Genomic DNA, 16,770 nt, shown 5'->3' on the forward strand with positions numbered 1-16,770 from the left:
GAAAGAGTCAGGCAGCTCGAAACGGCCGAGGTTCGTTCACAAACGACAACCCGCTGGCGATCCCAATAAAAGCACGTGCCATGCCGTCAGCGAAAACAGCCGCATTTAATCGCAACTACTGCGTAAAACACGTGATTTTAAACGGACTTAGCAAATGTCCTCGTGATAGATTCAAGGGACACAAGTCCGCAGCGGGGCAGAATGCCCCAAAGAAAATTTATCCGTAGCGAAAGTTGCAGAGACTTTCGGGCGGCATTGGCGGGTCCGAAACTTTTCGCGAGTTTCGCATGTAGTGAGCCGAACTCACTAGAGTCGAGCCGCCGCTCTGTAGAACTTTCGCAACGCGAGGCCCGCGGCTACCACTGGACTGCTAAATCTTTGGGGTTGCCATCGGATATTGGGGGGTGAGTTTTTCTTCCGGCAGACACTGCAGTCGCCTCTCCACCGACGAAGGTGACTGCTGAAGTTGGTGGAGAGGTGGCAGAAAAATTGCGCAACTAATGTACGAACACAATGAGACTGGCAACTCAGTCAACCGCGACTTCTTGACCGCCCGAGAAACGCGCGGTGATTAGATACATCACCGGGGCCAACACCAAAACCAACACCGTGCTGAGTGTCAATCCAAACGCCAAACTGGTTGCCATCGGCGAGACCACTTGGGCTTCCTTGGAACGTTCCAACAGGATCGGTAACATTCCGGCGACCGTCGTAACGGACGTCAACAACACGGCTCGAAAACGGCGGCGGCCTCCGTCGACGATCGCCTCGCGGATAGGTAACCCCTCTTCGACACGGCGGTTGATAAAGTCGACCAAGACAATCGAATCATTCACCACCACCCCTGCTAACGCAACAATGCCGAAGATGCTGAACAGCGTCAATTCGATGCCCATGACGATATGCCCAAAAATGGCACCGATAAAGCCAAACGGAATGATCGATAGGATCAAGATGGCTTGCCAACTCGACCCGAACTGGATCGTCAGCAGCAAGAACATCGCGCCGACCACCACGAAAAAACCGATGGTCAAACTGTTGACCGTCTCGGTGGTCTGTTCTTGTTGGCCCGCCCACTCTAATCGCACTCCAGGAAATTCGGCTTCAAATTCGGGCACGAAGTTGGCTCGCAAATCTGCGACCACGTTAAACGCGTTGCCTTGCGTTTCGTCCACGTCAGCCACAACGCCGATCGACCGCATCTGATTGACGCGGCGGATCTCTGAATAACCTCGGGCGACTTCCACATCGGCAACTTCGCTGAGGGGGCGTTCGATTCCATCGCCGTTACGAATCCGGATCCCATTAAAGCTGACCAACGTATTTCGGTCTTCGCGTGGATAACGAACGCGAAGTGGTACTTCATGCCGTCCCCGTTGCAGCCGCATCACCTCTTCGCCGTAATACGATGCACGCACCGTACCGGCAACGTCGGCTAACGAGATTCCCATCGCCTTGGCGTCGTCACGGACCTTCATGCGGTATTCCCACTTGCCTTGCCGCGTGTCTGTTGCGATGTCCGACACGTACGGATATTCGGCAAGTTTGGCTTTACAGCGGGCGATCGCCGCATCCATTTGGTCCATGTTCTCGGCCGTTGCCATCAATCGCATTTCGATGGGCAGCGAAGCGGGGCCACGAGGCGTTGCTCCATACGCAACCGCCTCCGCACCAGGGAAACGTCCCGCGTCTTCACGCCACATGCGGACAATGTCAGCGCTGGACACTGTCCGTTGCCCAATGTCATTCAGCTGCACAAAGATGCCTCCGATATGACTGGCCGGAGCAGCGCCAACCTCATCGCCCGAGGAACCGACGGATCGCTGCACCGCTTGCACAAAACCGTTCGGATCGGTCGTCAAGCCTTCGTCGATCGAACGTTGGTTGATTCGCCAAATCGCCGCCTCTAACCGTTTTGTTGCGGCATCAGTGATCGCGACCGGGGTGCCATCGGGGTAGGTGATTTGGACGGTGATGAATCCGAAATCGATTTTGGGCAGCAGTAGGAATGGGACCATTCCGGATCGAACGACTCCTAACGACAAAATCAACAATCCCGCCGCGGCCGACATCACGACCGCCGGATTTCGTAGCGATACATTCAAAACCGGAGTGTAGATCCGCTCGATGAACCAGTTTAAAAACCGCGTCAGCCCTTGGTTGCTGCGATGTAACAACCACGCGACCGGTCGAAAGGGGAACAGGATCCATGTCAACACATCGAGAAACCGGCTGCGTCGATGAGCCAAATGTGCCGGCAGGATCGTCAAGCTTTCGACCATCGAGATGAACAACATCGCTCCGACGCATAGCGGCAACACCACTGTCAGCCGTTTGATATTGCCTTCGAGGTACATGATCGGAACAAACGCTATCACCGTGGTTAGAATCGCAGTGATCACCGAAGGCATCACTTCGGCAGCCCCGTCGATTGCGGCATCCCGATAACTCTTGCCTTGTTCGCGATGTGCATAAATATTCTCGCCCACCACAATCGCGTCATCGACCACGATCCCCAACGCGATCAAAAACGCGAACATCGATGTCATATTGAGCGTTTGGCCGCTTTGGAACATGTAGATACACGCGCCCAACAATGAAACCGGAATCCCGAGTGCCACCCACCACGCCAATCTCATCTCCAGAAACAGGGCCAACACCAGGAACACGAGCAGCAGTCCCATCCAGCCATTGGACGCCAACAAATTCAAGCGGTTCTTCACACTCGTGCTGCGGTCACGCATGTGCAGCATGCTGTACCCGTCTGGCAGCCGACCTTTTTCATGATCGACATACTGACGCACCTCGTCCGAGACGGCGATCAAATCATCGGCGCTGGTTGATTCGACCGACACCACCACCGCCGGCCGACCATTGACCTCGTTAATTGTCGCATCGACAGCAAATTCGTCACGCACGATTCCCAAATCGCCGACCGTCAGCACCACACCACTGCTCTGGCTGACCAAAGGAATCGATGCGATCTCGTCCCCGATTTCACTCTTGTCGCTGCCGCGAAGCAAGATTTCTTGGGATCGTCCTTTGAGCGTACCGCCTGGCAATTCGACGTTGTTCGCTCGCACAATGCCCGCGACTTCACTCAGCGACAAATTGTATTCGCGGAGCGTGTGCTCGGGGATCTCGATATCGATTTGATAGTCGGGAGCACCCACTAAATCGGCGACCGAGACGCTCGGCAACGCCAACAAGTCGTTGCGAACACGTTCAGCCACTCGCCGCAATTCCAAGGCCGCCTCGGCCACCGCTTCGTCGTTATTGCCATTGCCCGCCCCCGAATTCTTGGGCCCCAACACCGCCACCCGAATTGCCGTGGTGAAGTTGGTGTTCAGACGAACGTCCGGCTTTTCCGCCAATTCAGGAAAGCTCGGGATTTGATCGATCAACGTAGTGACTTCGGTCAACACTCGCTGCGCATCGGCCTGCTTCGTGTCGCTGTCCAATTCCAGCGTGACGCTACCGATCCCCTCGCGAGCCGACGAGGTCATTTCGTCGATGCCATCGACGGTGCGAATCGCCTCTTCGATCTTTTCTAAAATGCCCTGTTCGATTTCATCCGGACTGGCACCGGGATAGACCACCGAGATATTGACGACGTACAGTTCAAAGTCGGGCCAGAACTCGCGTCGCAACTGCGACAGACTCCACGCACCTAGTAGCAGCGTGCCGAGCATGATGACATTCATGGCCTGCCAATTTTTGACCGACCAAGCGATTATCGATTTCATCCAGCTGCCTTTTCTGAATCAAGGGCCGATGCATCGTCGGCAATTCCCGCGGGCGTACGGCCCGCCTGCCTTGGCGTTGTCCCCGAGGTCATGACCGGCATCCCGTCTTTCGGATCGCTAACTGGCGAAATAATCACCGCGACCTGGTCCGCTGTCACTGTCGACGTTGGCATGGTCGACGTTGGCAAGGTCGACATAGCCAGTGCCGAATCGATATCCGCGTCGACAATGACCGCATCATTCATCCGGCTTATCACTTCGACTGGCACCACACGAAGCTTCCCATCGACGTCCAACCAGATGCGATTTCCTGGACGGATCGCCACTTCGTTGACGCGGTAGAGGGTTCGTGTCGGCTGGACGTTCAACGTGACCGAAACAAACATTCCACGCATTAAACGTCTCGGTCCGTCCGCGACGCCATTGCCCGGAAGCGACGAATTGTCGCTACGATCCCCTGCGCTGTCGGTCTCGACAGCGACCACGTTGGCGGGCGAATCGACACGCAACAAACAAGGGTAGGTGCGAGTGTCCAAGTCGATGCCCGCACCATCAATGCGAGCCAACACCGCTTGCCACTGGTAGACGCGTTTTCCCAATCGGTATTGAATCGTTGCACTCACAGGCGGGACTCGGTCGCCATGATTCCCCTGATCGAACTGGTTCGCCATCGCAGCGGAATTCCAGACCCAATACATTTGGTCAACCGTCAAATTCGATCGGACTTCGATTGCGGTAGTGTCTTCGATGGTGACGAAAGAGGTCCCTGCGGCGATAAACGACTGTTCTTCCACTCCGCTTTGCACCACCCGTCCGTCGATAGGAGAAGTCACCGTGGTGCGAGAAAGATCGAGTTTGGCCCGCTCTGACGCCACCTCGGTCAACGCTTGTTTTCTTAAAATCAGAGTTCGCTGTGCGATCAGCTCTCGCTCGCGATTTTGCAACTCGACCAATGCCGATTTCGCAGTCAACTCGGCTCGTTTCGCGACATCGACTTCGGCAACCGAGGCGGCTTGGCGAGCGACCAGTGCATCCGCACGAATCCGTTCGGCGCTGGCGAGTCGGACTTGCTCTTCGGCCAATCTTAGCAGGTGTGCTGTGTTTTCGATTGCGACGTCCGCGGCAGCCAACTCGGCGTCCTCTTGCGTTTTCTGTGCCGCCAATCGCCGCACTTCCAGCTCATATTCGATGGCGTCCAAACGAATCAGTGTCTCCCCTTTTGATACCTCGCGACCGGGGCGCAGATTCTCGGATTGCTCGACCACGCGTCCTGCCACCTCGGTGGCGAGGCGAATTTCTCGTAAGGGGACCACCACGCCGTTGGAGCCGATCGAAAGCGGGCCTTGGTGCCGCTGCAGCGCTTCGGTCGTCACCGCCGTCGCTGCAGGTTTGTTCGGTTTCGAACGCGCCGGGCGTTTACGCTCCCCGAGTAAGGTGTAGCCAAACAAACAGCCCCCCAAAATCATGATCGAAACCACGATATTCAGAACGAGATGCTTGAGGGTCCGCGGGGGACCAGAAGTGGGGCTATTCATGAGGCGAGTCAAAATCGAGTCGGATGCGAGATGTCGCTATATCGTGTGGCGTTATATTTTGCTTCAAAAAATGCGAATCCGCAGCAATGAATTGAAAACAAGATCGAGTAAACCCCTAGGGTCGCAGCAAGTTCCGCCAAAAGCCGATATTGTGGGATAGGCTTCCCAGCCTGTCGTCATCCACGTAGCATAGGCTTCCAGCCTGTGTCCGCCGTCGAAATACATCCAAAACTGTCCCCTGCGTCAGCATCTCCCCTTCGGTATTCTCCCCGGCCGAACTCGCTTCCCCTTGTGTAGTGCGAAAATTCTCGCCACCGAGTGCCAAACTTTTCGTCGCTCCCCCCGAAAATAACTCTATCGACTTCCAGAATTCCCGCTCGGCTGAACCTCAAACGCTCCGAGGTCCGGCGCGGCCCCTGCAAACGGCAGCCCCACATCGACTCCGCGGTCAACCAGTCCAATGCCCGGTCTCAACCGCAGCAGCGTAATCAAAGGCAGTCCACCATCGGATTGCCATGGCCCCGCCAGCTGACGCTCCTCTGGCTCGGCAAAGTCGGTAGCGACAAAGTCATCCTCGCTTACTGACACGTCCATATCGAACGAGTTAAACGCCACATCGCTGGTTTCGAAACTCAGCTGTTTGACCAAAACGCGACTACGCACACTCAAGTTGTTACGCAGCAAGTGATCATAACATGTCGAGGGATCGGATCGGGCAAACGTGATCGCGGCGTCGAGCCGTAACCGCCCGCTTTAAAGCCGTTGCTGTCGGCGATGGCTTTTAAACTCCGGAGAATAGCCGTTCTAAAACGCCCAACAATCTTCAAACCTCACCGACTCAGCCGCCATGATCCAATCAAACCCATCGTCACTAATGAACCACGCTCGACAACCTCGGAATACATTGCCGCGATCCCCTTTCCGCGGGTGACATCCGAAACCATCGACGTTTCCCCCTTTGCCATTTTCGGAAACCGGATCGTAGTTTCGGTAAGCGTCACAGTTCAGGAACAAGTTGACAGAACCGCGGACAGAGTAGATACCGATCGCGTGTCCATCATGCATACTCAATCGCTCGAACACATTGTCGCTGCCGTCGTTGGCGAAACAGATCGATTGCATATGCGTCTTGATCGTGACCTGAACACCAACCACCTCCAATCCCACCCAATGCAACCCCGATCCACTGACGGAAAATGCGTGAACACGCAGGCCGGCAGGTTTGACATTGGAAAAGTCGAAAATGGCCTGCTCGTTTCCGTACGCCTGGTAACGAATCGGCTTCCCCTCAGCACCACTCTTGTTCAAATCGATCACGTGCGCAACGATTCGCTGCTTCCGCGCGATCTGCGACTCGCTGATCAATTAGGTACCGCCGCGAATGAACACGGTATCGCCAGGCTCGACCGCCAACTGGGCTCGTTGGATCGAAGCAAACGGCGAGTCGATGGTGCCGCGGTTTTCATCACTGCCGTCGACCGCAACGAAAAACGTCTCGCCGGCACTAACCACCGTCGCGGCCACCATCGCGCCCTCCCAACCACAGCCGAACAACAGCGAAGATGAAACGGCCGCCGGTTCGGATGCGACAAAAACACGACTGAACGAAGGCGAGCGTCGAGGGGACGGTGGTTGCAGGTTTCATAAGCGACGAAAAAGCGATTGGATTTCCGCTTACGGCGATCACCCTTCGCGACACCGCACGCCAGCCAAAAAGAGACCGCACTAGCGAGGGGATGGCGGCTCCAGGCAAAAATTTTCTCGCTTCCTGACTCGCGCTCTCAAATCAAAGTCCGCTATCAAAATCGTATAAAAATTTTGGCGGAAAATTTTTCAGCGTCGGGAGCTCACCGCGGCTTGGAAAACAGCTGCCATTTCGCATCCGCCACGCGAACCAAAACTGGTTTTTCAGCGTCTTTTACGGGGTCACTGATCAATTAGCGTGCGGCTGTAATAGCAGACGGCTAGCAAGGTCGGCAGTCAAAAAGTAAAGTTATTTTTGCGGGACATTAAAGCTCCGACGCAGAAACACCGATAGGATGCGTATCACCGACTGCAACATCCCGATTGTTCCAGTCAGAGGATCTTGACTAACCCGCAAACATCTCCTAACTTTGCGGCAAATCAAACAAGGCGACGTGGCCAAGTGGCTAAGGCGAAGGATTGCAAATCCTTTATTCGTGGGTTCGAATCCCACCGTCGCCTCTTTTGCTGAAATGCAATTTTCTTTACAGCCGAAACACGCTTTTGCGTGACCTTCCGATGGCGGTTGTGTGGTGAAATCTCGTGGTCGTATTAGAGTCAGTTGACTCGAATACGATGCACCTTAGCAGATCCCCCCTCTCACGCCGCGTCGTGAACAGTCTTTGCCGTCTGATCGACATCACGGTACGATCGCGAGATCGCGGAATGGTTGGCTCCGGGCCGGCAATTGGTTTCCGATGCTCCGATCCCCCTCAATCCGCTGGCGGTTCTCGTCGCATTACGTTCATCCACAGACACCGAGACCGGCTTGTGCCTGCATGGGCGAATTGTTCACACCGCATGTGAGGACAGAAAGATTGGTGCGACAGAAAGATTTTAAAGACGGGCTGCTGGGCAGCTTATCTCGCAGTCGCACCGAACTCGCCTCGCGATGGCATGTTCGCTCTGTGCAACCAGAGGTTGGGCAGGAAAATTAGAGTCCGGGAAACTGGATAGTCTATCGCGAAGTAACCCAAGCAAACCGCATCAGCCTGATCTGCCAGTCGCAACGCGACGGCAGGTGCTATTGTCGACAACTCGATGTCGCGCAACTGAGAGACAGCAAAAGGTTAAAAGATGAAGGGATAGAAAATGAGCACGACACGAGCGTTCAAACCCAACCGCGAATCGCCACGGCAGTCTCATTTTTCTGTCGCACCAATCTTTCTGTCGACTTAATATCACTACGGTCGCCGAACAAGTTCTGTGGAGTGTATCGTCGCGCCGTGCCCATCCACAGACACCGAGACCGGCTTGTGCCAGCGTGGCCAAACTGCACACACCGCATGTGAGGACAGAAAGATTGGTGCGACAGAAAGATTTTAAAGACGGAATGCTGGGCAGCTTATCTCGCAGTCGCACCGAACTCGCCTCGCGATGGCATGTTCGCTCTGTGCAACCAGAGGTTGGGCAGGAAAATTTGAGTCCGGGAAACTGGCTGTTTTTGCTGCTGTCATCGGAGCAATCCGATCCAACCTGTCCAGCCAGTCGCAACGCGACGAAATGTAGTAGCCACGGACGTGAGTCCGTGGAACAACAGGCACCACGGCACGCAAAGTCGCGACGCGACGGCAGGTGTTGCTGTCGCCAACCCCATGCCACGCCGTTGGAATACACCGAAAGGTTAAAAAATGGGAGGTTAGAAAATGGGGAAGAATTGGCCGTTCGGACCCAATTGCGAATCGCCATGGCAGTCTCATTTTTCTGTCGCACCAATCTTTCTGTCGACTTAATACAACGACGGTCGCCGAACGAGACCTGTGGAGTGCCCCGTCTCGCCGTGCCCATCCACGGACACCGAGACCGGCTTGTGCCAGCGTGCCTCATTTGCTCACACCGCATGTGAGGACAGAAAATGGGTGCGACAGAAAGATTTTAAAGACGGGATGCTGGGCAGCTCATCTCGCAGTCGCACCGAACTCGCCTCGCGATGGCATGTTCGCTCCGTGCAACCAGAGGTTGGGCAGGAAAATGGGAAGGCGCAGGAAAATTAGAGTCCGGGAAACGGGATAGCTTTTATTGCGGCCGTCGCAGCTATCCGCCCCAACCTGTCCAGCCAGTCCCAACGCGACAACTGGCTGTAGCCACGGAGGTGAGTCCGTGGATCGATTTACTAATTCCGATTTCCCACTCAGCGGACGACAGGTTGCCGGAGCAAGACAACGACCGACAGGCACAGATGGACGCTGACAAACCTAAGTTGCTCCATGCTCGCAACCGGCTTGGCATTTCGGATGCTGATCTGAGTGATTGAAGCGATTATGCGGCAGTTATTGGCGATCTTTTCGTGATGACCACCAGTAATTTTACTGCCTTGAAAACGTCCGGTATGCTGGTTGCTTCATCGCATTACGACTACCCGTGACACCCTAACAGATCTTAGATTGCGATGAATGACGATTTTGCGAGCATCGATGTCGGCGACACGTTCTTCCACATGGGAAGCAAATACCGCAAGATGGACGATAACCGAGCGATACTGCTGAGCGATCCAGAGATAGCCGGCCTGCAAAAAGGGAAAGCCTATTTCTTTTACCAAGAAGATGAGGCCGAGCGAATCAGCAAACGATCCAGTCCGCAAGTTAGCGCAAATGGTTCGGCATCGACCGAGGACGGACATCTTTGATGATGTAATGACACGCCATCTCCGCACAAGCAAAAGCTGCGTTCGCGATCACACGTCCAAAAGCTCACTGATATCGATTGCAAGTTTTTCTTAGCAACTTTGTTTGTCAAGTGACTGCTGCGTGGCTTCGCGATGATGACTATAGGCTCGGGGCTAGCGGCTCACTAAAGCGGCATGTCACTCACTTTCGTTCAACGCAATGGCAACGATTTCGGCGACGATTCGTTTCAATGGCTTCACCCCTTCTTCTTCGATGGTCTGCGACATCTCGCTAAATTCCTTTGCGTCTTCCCTAACTCCTTCCAAAGCTTGCAGCCCCATCGTCACAACGCCAAGATGTGTTTTCATGTCGTGTTCGAGTTGCCGAAGTTGCTCTCGGCGTTCTTTGTTCATTGATGGTGAAACATCCTTATTTGAAGTCATCGGGCTCTCTCTTTTGTGAAGTTATTGAGCAGGTTCTGGATAGCGGCAGGCTCGGCGGGTTTGACCAAGTGATGATCGAACCCCGCATCCTTCGTTTTGATTTTGTCTTCCTCTTGCCCCCACCCTGTCAGCGCAACCAGCATCATCCCATTGCTCCAAGGTTGCCGGCGAATGTGCCGCGCGGCGTCGTAGCCGTTCATCTTCGGCATCCCAATGTCCATCAGGATCACGTCCGGCATAAACTCTTCGGCGACTTCAATCCCCTCTTTTCCATCATGGGCCTTGCGAACGTCGTTTCCGAGCATCCTAACCACCATGCTTAACATGGTTGCTGCTGCTTTGTTGTCATCGACGACAAGCACTTTCCGCTTGTTGGTTGTCTTTTGAGGTGATCCGTCGGAGTGAGACGGCGCACAGTCCTCACCAGATGGCTCGTGTAAGATCGGCAGACGCACGCTGAAAACGCTTCCTTTGCCAGTCCCCTCACTGTAAACTTCAATCCTCCCAGCGTGCATTTCAACCAACGACTTGACGAGCGAAAGTCCGATGCCTAGTCCTGTATAGCCTTTCTCATGCGGCCGGTCGATCTGCGCGAACATCTCGAAGATGCGCTCGAGCATCGTCGAAGGGATGCCGAGGCCGTTATCCTCAACCGAAATAACAACGTCGCTTCCCTGCTGCTCTGAGGACAATCGAATGCGTCCGCCTTCCGGTGTGTACTTGGTGCTATTGTTAAGCAGATTGGATAACACCTGCGCTAATCGGTTTGGGTCAGCATCCAAGAAGATCGGCTGTTCGGGTATGGCGACTGTCAGTTCGTGATTGAACTCAACGATGAACGGGCGGGATGCTTCGACCGCACTCTGCACCACATCAGCAAGTTTTACGCGACACTTGCGAAGTTCGAGCTTGCCTTTGCTAATGCGTGACACGTCGAGAAGATCGTCAACCAACATTACCAACTGGTTCGTTTGCCGCTCCATCGTGCAGCGAATTTCTTCGATCGTGGCGGGGTCGTCCTTCGCCAACTTCATCACTTCTAGCCCAGTGCGAATTGGAGCTAACGGATTACGAAGTTCATGCGCCAGCGTCGCCAAGAACTCATCCTTGCGGCGGTCGGCTTCGGACAGCCGATCCGCCAACTCTCGCAATCGCTCCCCTTGCTCGCGCAGTCGCTCCTCGGCCCTTAACCGCTGGACGACCATCGTGGTTTGGTTTGCCCCCACACCTAGTAACAGTCGGTCACGTTCGGTCGGATACTCATTGTTTTGAGAGCCGGTAATGAGCACCCCCAAATCACCAGCGATCCCGAACCGAGTAATGGCAAGGTGGAGAATTCCATCTCCAAATGGATCAGGAATCGTTGCAGGCGTGTTTGCCCCCTCGAGACTCAAGATTGACTTGAGCGAAGCTTTCACCGCTTCAACGTTGTCAGGATCAGAACCAATTCGTGTGCGGACAACTTCAATTACTTCCTCGCCCACCAGCCCTCGTAACCGGATGTAAACAAAGTCCACCAACAACGTGTCAAACAGCACCTCGGCTAAGCTTCGGGCGATCCCCTCGGGGTTTTGGCCATTCCAAATGGCTGGCAGCGTCGAAAGGGCGACTAAATCCCTCATCGTCCGTGCTAAGCGGCGATTCTCCCCTTCTGGGTCGTTCCCGGTGACGTGCATTCCTCCAAACTACTCCAGTCTTACAAAGCCTGCTCATTACCCAGCGGCATTTTAATTCTTGTCGGACTTCCGCTCGGCCAGTTCCTTGAGCATCTCGTTGGGTGGGACGTAGAACGGGTTCTCTTGCAGGATGCCACCGATGATCACCATTGGATGCGTCCTCATAATGTCCATCACGATGCTGGCGTTAAAGCGTGAGAGGTCGTAAGTGCAGACGATGGGATCGTGGTATTCCGGCAGGGCGTGATTCAGTCGGGTTTCGTACTCCACAATGTCGTGAACGCCGGGCAAATCCTCCAGCGCCCACTCCATATTTGCGAAGCCTCGTGTCAGTGGACCGGGGGATCTCTTGGCTGGGCTGAAGATGTCCACAAGGGTCTCGATCATTTGCTTTTGATCGAATCTGCCGTTCTTGACGTGCGCCTGATCCCAAGAACGAACCTCCAGTTGTCCCTTGGACTCGGCGTTGGCCACGTCGATGCCCTCCTGCTCCAGCCGACGCAGGTGTTCGAGACGCCGGCTGGGGTCTACGATGTGAAAAGCCCGGTCGCCCCTTTCGAACCCCTCCTTGAAATACGGCATTAGCACCCGATACTGCTCTTCCTTCGTGTGGAAAAATGCACAAACATGGTAGGAACGATTTAGCACAGATCCCGCTAGATTCACTGGTTCCATCGTCGCTGCCATCATTTTCTCCTTCGCTGTTAAACGAAAATCGCCACCGGCCTTTGGAATTCGGCGAACTTCCTCAACACCGAATGCATTTTGGCACACTATGACCTTCAATTCTAGCGTTTTTCGAAAGCGGAAATAGGGCTGACAAGATTCTAGGATCGGAGCATCTGTTTGCTGTCCATTCATCATCCGCATCGCATGTGCTCCGGCGACACATCACGGCGGACGCTCCATCCTTTAACTCCATCGTATCCAGCGATGATTGCTGCAACGACGATGCAATCCCGCTCAGCGACAAACGTCAAATCATCGTCCTGCATTCTTCTTCGGGCCAGAACATCGTTAGGATCGTTCCTGTGATGCGATGATGGTTGATGTTAGTCCCGGCCGCGAATCCGTGAAAAAATCAACGCGACAACAGCTAACAGACCTAGGCTTGAACGTGAGGAATCACGACGTCGCACCCGACTCGCCCCGCGCCGGCATGCTCGCTCCATGCACCCCGAGTTTGGGCAGGAAGATGGAGTGGGGAGGCAGGAAAAATAGTGACCGCGAAAATGGATAGTCTGTACTGCGATCAATCAAGCTAACCGCATCAGCCAGTCCCGCAAGCCGCAACGCGGCGACATGCGGTAACCACGGACGTGAGTCCGTGGAACAACACGCACCTCGAAATGCAGAGTCGCAACGCGACGGCAATTGCTGCTGTCGACAACTCGATGCCGTGCAACTGAGAGACAGCCAAAGGTTAAAAGATGAAGGGATAGAAAATGAGCACGACACGAGCGTTCAAATCCAACCGCGAATCGCCACGGCTGTCTCATTTTTCTGTCGCACCAATTTTTCTGTCGACCTAATATCACGACGGTCGCCGAACGAGACCTGTGGAGTGTCTCGTCGCACCACGCCCATCCACAGACACCGAGACCGACTTGTTCCTGCGTGGCCAAACTGCACACACCGCAAGCGAGGACAGAAAAATTGGTGCGACAGAAAAATTTTAATTGCAGGGAACTGCAAGCCCCAACGCGACGACAGGTGTTGCCTTCACCAACCCAATGCCAGGCAGCTGGGGTAAGGCCAAAGGTTAAAAGATGGGAGGTTAGAAAATGGGGAACCACTGACCGATCAAACCTAATCGCGAATCGCCACGGCAGTCTCATATTTCTGTCGCACCAATTTTTCTGTCGACTTACTACCAAGACGGTCGCCGCCCAACCTGGGTTGACACACCCCATATCGTCAGCACCACTGACAATCATGATAAGTGAGCAATTGTCAGAAACGCTGCGAGCATCGATCGGTTTTGTCATCAGCAAACTAACGCAGCGGATTGCTGCGACGGCTGATGAGAAATTGTCCGTGTTGAATCTACAAACCAAACACGTCAGTGTCATGACGTTGGTCGCCGAGTACGGCCCGAAGACTCAGAAGGAGCTTGAAGATTCGCTTGAAAGCGAAGGGTGGGTATCGCGCGAGCAACATTCGCCGGACCGCCGGGCCTTTCATATTTCATATTGTTGGAAGCGGGCTTCACGGTGAAAGAACAGTATGGAGGCATTGCCGCATGGAGCGCTATGCAGTTTCCCGTGAGCGAACGAAGCGGCGTTCAAGGCATGAGGTGTGATTGCTAGCCGCGGCAGGCAATGCGATGAAGCATTTCGAGTTGGTTGGTGTCAAAAGGTGTGACTCCAATAATAGGCCCGCCCGGTCGCTTTGTCATACGCAATGTGTTCTCCGTGGTCACCGTCAGACGGGTCGTACCACTCAAACAGATAACCATCTTCCACGACCAGCGATCCTCGATCATCCGCGTCCCCTGGGTAGCCCGCATACCGGTAGACGATGAAGTGCGTTTTGACGGCTTGCTGAACATTGGGCTGTTGGCGTGCCCACTTCAAGAATTCAGTTTCGGAAGTGGTGAATTCAAAGTACGAATTCGGATTCCTGATTCCCGGATTAATCGCGAAGTGAATCGCGGATGCGTCGCTGGGGAGCGTACGGAGAGTGAAATCATCCGCTGGAACGTCGGATCGCACGCCGCCACCGCACCCAGCAACAACCGCGAGCAGAATCAACAGACAAAGATGGTGGCTTCGATTCATCACACTAAGCTCACATTGCCAGAACGCTGCAGATCAGAAGCCACCGGAATCGGATCGTCTTTCGAAACAGGTAGCGTCGGCAACCCCACGTTCTTCATTTCGCTATTTGCCGTTTGCTGGCAACTTGCGCAGGACGATTGCGTGAAAGAAGGTGAGTAAATCGTCTTGATCAAACCGCCCCGTGATCTGCACCTCCTTAGAGATTGCTGATTGAATCACTGGAGCACTAACGACCTTGCCGCCGAGCAAAATTGCGAGTTTCTTACCCCGATTTTGCGAGGTCGTTGTTATCATTGCCTCCGCACCATCTTGGCTCAGCGTAAGCCCGACTGACGGATCGCCATTCCGGTCTTTGTAGAAGGACACCTTTTCGATGTCGCCGCCGTTCAGCGCAACCTCGTTGGAAACAAAAATCGGTTTGTCGCTACCACGAACTTCCATCTCCTGCCACCCTGCCGTATCGTTGTCGTCGGCGAGTCGAAACTCAAGCAGCGACGCTGGTTCTTGAGCACGAAGTTGTTCGCTCGGACAGACGAGCAAACAGGCAAGAACAGCAAGTAGGACCTGAGGTTTCAACATGATAGTCTCTCAAAAAAGTCGATAGGCGAATAACGATGCCCGTCCTCAAGCCGGGATGGTCAGCGATTCAATCTCAAAACGCCGTGTGTAAGTCGTTTTGGCGTCGCTGAAGCCGCCAAGACTTTCGTTTCATGAGGCGTGCTTTCCGAAACTTTTGACGCGTTCCGCTACGAAATGCTTCGCAGCGTTCACCCAATCGGCCAACGGAATTTCGATCGATAAATCTTACCTGCTTAGGATACGCTTTGGGTTCCCAGTTAGCCACCGATTTGCCTGACGTGGTGTCACAATACTTGAACATTCGCGCCCATTCGCCGACGACAGATCGCATCCAGAAATTTACCTGGGAAACCTAGCGTCCTGGCTCGGCGGTCAATCCCGAGAAAGAGATTGGCTAGGAAGATGGTGCGTTCCGCATTTTCGGCTTTTCATTTCTCTGTCGCCCCAATACCAGGACGGTCGCCGAACGAGACCATTTTCGTATCATGCGTTTCCGCAGACAGCGAACCGGACTTTCGCCAGCGTGGTCAAATCGCTCATACCGCAAATGACGACAGAAAAATTGGTGCGACAGAAAAATTTTAAAAAACGGGATGCCGGGCAGCTTATCTCGCAGTCGCACCGAACTCGCGTTGCAATGACTGGTTCGCTCCCTGCAACCAGAGGTTGGGCAGGAAGATGGAAAGGGGCAGGAAAATTTGAGTCTGGGAAAGTTGATAGTCTGTACTGCAGTCACCAGAGTTAAACGCTCCAAGCAGTCCTACCAGTCGCAACGCGACGACAGGCTGTAGCCACGGACGTGAGTCCGTGGACCGACACGCGCCTCGCCACACAGAGTCGCAACGCGACGGCAGGTGCTGCTGTCGCCAACCCAGTGCAGTATCGTTGGGATGCATCGAAAGGTTAAAAAATGGGAGGTTAGAAATTGGGTAAGAACTGAGCGTTCAAACCCGAACGCGAATCACCATGGCAGTCTTATTTTTCTGTCGCACCAATTTTTCTGTCCACTCAATACCACGATGGACGCCGAACGGGACCATTGTCGTGTACCGTCGTATCGTGCGTTTCCGCAGACTTCGAGACGAGCTTGCGCCTGCGTCGCAAAAAATCGCTCACACCGTAAGTGAGGACAGAAAGATGGGTACAACAGAAACATTTTAAGGGCAGAGAAACAAAATCGTCTGTCGCGCAGTCACACCAAACTCTCGATGCGATGGTAGGTTCACTCTGTGCAACCAGAGGTTCGGCAGGAAGATGGGAAGGGGCAGGAAAATTTGAGTCTGGGAAAGTTGATGGTCTGTACCGCAGTCATCAGAGTTAAACGCTCCAAGCAGTCCTACCAGTCGAAACGCGACGACAGGCTGTAGCCACGGACGTGAGTCCGTGGACCGACATGCACCTCGCCACACAGAGTCGCATCGCGACGGCAGGTGCTGCTGTCGCCAACCCAGTGCAGCATCGTTGGAATGCATCGAAAGGTTAAAAAATGGGAGGTTAGAAAATGGGGAAGAACTGAGCGTTCAAACCCAACCGCAAATCGCCATGGCAGGCTCATTTTTCTGTCGCACCAATCTTTCTGTCGACTTAATACCGCGACGGACGCCGAACGGGACCATTGTCGTGTACCGTCGTATCGTGCGTTTCCGCAGACTTCGAGACGAG

At 54.3% G+C, this 16,770-nt stretch carries 11 protein-coding genes, 1 tRNA gene and 1 pseudogene; 3 read left to right on the forward strand and 10 right to left on the reverse strand.

All coding sequences use genetic code 11. The features are described 5' to 3' along the window. Window positions 1-527 precede the first annotated feature (527 nt). The 4 genes and pseudogenes from ABD971_RS20160 to ABD971_RS20175 form a co-directional block, all read right to left on the reverse strand. Entirely contained in the window at window positions 528-3,746 is a 3,219-nt protein-coding gene (locus ABD971_RS20160) for an efflux RND transporter permease subunit (RefSeq protein ID WP_345325026.1), read from the reverse strand. After that, on the reverse strand, window positions 3,743-5,281 hold the full coding sequence (locus ABD971_RS20165) for an efflux RND transporter periplasmic adaptor subunit (RefSeq protein WP_345325028.1): 1,539 nt from the start codon (window positions 5,279-5,281) through the stop codon (window positions 3,743-3,745). Before ABD971_RS20165 ends, ABD971_RS20160 begins: the two co-directional genes overlap by 4 nt. Window positions 5,282-5,635: 354 nt before the next feature. Next, complete coding sequence (locus tag ABD971_RS20170; RefSeq protein WP_345325030.1) at window positions 5,636-5,944, reverse strand: hypothetical protein; 309 nt, start codon at window positions 5,942-5,944, stop codon at window positions 5,636-5,638. 141 nt (window positions 5,945-6,085) lie between these two features. Further along, window positions 6,086-6,808: pseudogene (locus tag ABD971_RS20175) on the reverse strand (right-handed parallel beta-helix repeat-containing protein). 605 nt (window positions 6,809-7,413) lie between these two features. On the opposite strand from ABD971_RS20175, the gene ABD971_RS20185 reads away from it, so the two are divergent. Then, a tRNA-Cys gene (locus tag ABD971_RS20185) sits at window positions 7,414-7,486 on the forward strand. 1,927 nt (window positions 7,487-9,413) lie between these two features. After that, entirely contained in the window at window positions 9,414-9,650 is a 237-nt protein-coding gene (locus ABD971_RS20190; RefSeq protein WP_339943873.1) for a hypothetical protein, read from the forward strand. A gap of 177 nt (window positions 9,651-9,827) precedes the next feature. Here the strand turns inward: ABD971_RS20190 and ABD971_RS20195 are convergent, their stop codons facing one another. The 3 genes from ABD971_RS20195 to ABD971_RS20205 form a co-directional block, all read right to left on the reverse strand. Then, entirely contained in the window at window positions 9,828-10,073 is a 246-nt protein-coding gene (locus ABD971_RS20195; protein ID WP_345325036.1) for a hypothetical protein, read from the reverse strand. Continuing rightward, the gene (locus tag ABD971_RS20200; RefSeq protein ID WP_345325038.1) at window positions 10,070-11,695 is read right to left on the reverse strand and encodes a hybrid sensor histidine kinase/response regulator; all 1,626 of its coding nucleotides are present in this window, start codon (window positions 11,693-11,695) and stop codon (window positions 10,070-10,072) included. The genes ABD971_RS20195 and ABD971_RS20200 overlap by 4 nt, the downstream gene beginning before the upstream one ends. A 105-nt stretch (window positions 11,696-11,800) precedes the next feature. Then, a complete protein-coding gene (locus ABD971_RS20205; RefSeq protein ID WP_345325040.1) occupies window positions 11,801-12,619 on the reverse strand; it encodes an MEDS domain-containing protein in 819 nt (272 codons plus the stop codon). Between the two features lie 1,065 nt (window positions 12,620-13,684). Here ABD971_RS20205 and ABD971_RS20210 point away from each other — a divergent pair. Beyond that, window positions 13,685-13,966, forward strand: a complete 282-nt coding sequence (locus ABD971_RS20210) for a hypothetical protein (RefSeq protein ID WP_345325042.1) — start codon at window positions 13,685-13,687, stop codon at window positions 13,964-13,966. Between the two features lie 134 nt (window positions 13,967-14,100). Here the strand turns inward: ABD971_RS20210 and ABD971_RS20215 are convergent, their stop codons facing one another. The 3 genes from ABD971_RS20215 to ABD971_RS20225 form a co-directional block, all read right to left on the reverse strand. Beyond that, window positions 14,101-14,529, reverse strand: a complete 429-nt coding sequence (locus tag ABD971_RS20215; protein WP_345325044.1) for a hypothetical protein — start codon at window positions 14,527-14,529, stop codon at window positions 14,101-14,103. A gap of 102 nt (window positions 14,530-14,631) precedes the next feature. Then, on the reverse strand, window positions 14,632-15,108 hold the full coding sequence (locus ABD971_RS20220) for a SecDF P1 head subdomain-containing protein (RefSeq protein WP_345325046.1): 477 nt from the start codon (window positions 15,106-15,108) through the stop codon (window positions 14,632-14,634). Window positions 15,109-16,444: 1,336 nt separating this feature from the next. Next, complete coding sequence (locus ABD971_RS20225; protein ID WP_345325047.1) at window positions 16,445-16,567, reverse strand: hypothetical protein; 123 nt, start codon at window positions 16,565-16,567, stop codon at window positions 16,445-16,447. Window positions 16,568-16,770 lie beyond the last annotated feature (203 nt).

The sequence above is a fragment of the Novipirellula rosea genome (assembly GCF_039541335.1).
In the GTDB taxonomy this organism is placed as follows: domain Bacteria; phylum Planctomycetota; class Planctomycetia; order Pirellulales; family Pirellulaceae; genus Novipirellula; species Novipirellula rosea.

Bases quoted from the DNA above. Each gene is read 5' to 3' on its own strand.
- ABD971_RS20160 (WP_345325026.1), bottom strand. From the start codon at position 3,746: ATGAAATCGATAATCGCTTGGTCGGTCAAAAATTGGCAGGCCATGAAT.
- ABD971_RS20165 (WP_345325028.1), bottom strand. From the start codon at position 5,281: ATGAATAGCCCCACTTCTGGTCCCCCGCGGACCCTCAAGCATCTCGTT.
- ABD971_RS20190 (WP_339943873.1), top strand. From the start codon at position 9,414: ATGAATGACGATTTTGCGAGCATCGATGTCGGCGACACGTTCTTCCAC.
- ABD971_RS20195 (WP_345325036.1), bottom strand. From the start codon at position 10,073: ATGACTTCAAATAAGGATGTTTCACCATCAATGAACAAAGAACGCCGA.
- ABD971_RS20200 (WP_345325038.1), bottom strand. From the start codon at position 11,695: ATGAGGGATTTAGTCGCCCTTTCGACGCTGCCAGCCATTTGGAATGGC.
- ABD971_RS20205 (WP_345325040.1), bottom strand. From the start codon at position 12,619: ATGCGGATGATGAATGGACAGCAAACAGATGCTCCGATCCTAGAATCT.
- ABD971_RS20210 (WP_345325042.1), top strand. From the start codon at position 13,685: ATGATAAGTGAGCAATTGTCAGAAACGCTGCGAGCATCGATCGGTTTT.
- ABD971_RS20215 (WP_345325044.1), bottom strand. From the start codon at position 14,529: ATGAATCGAAGCCACCATCTTTGTCTGTTGATTCTGCTCGCGGTTGTT.
- ABD971_RS20220 (WP_345325046.1), bottom strand. From the start codon at position 15,108: ATGTTGAAACCTCAGGTCCTACTTGCTGTTCTTGCCTGTTTGCTCGTC.
- ABD971_RS20225 (WP_345325047.1), bottom strand. From the start codon at position 16,567: ATGCTGCACTGGGTTGGCGACAGCAGCACCTGCCGTCGCGATGCGACT.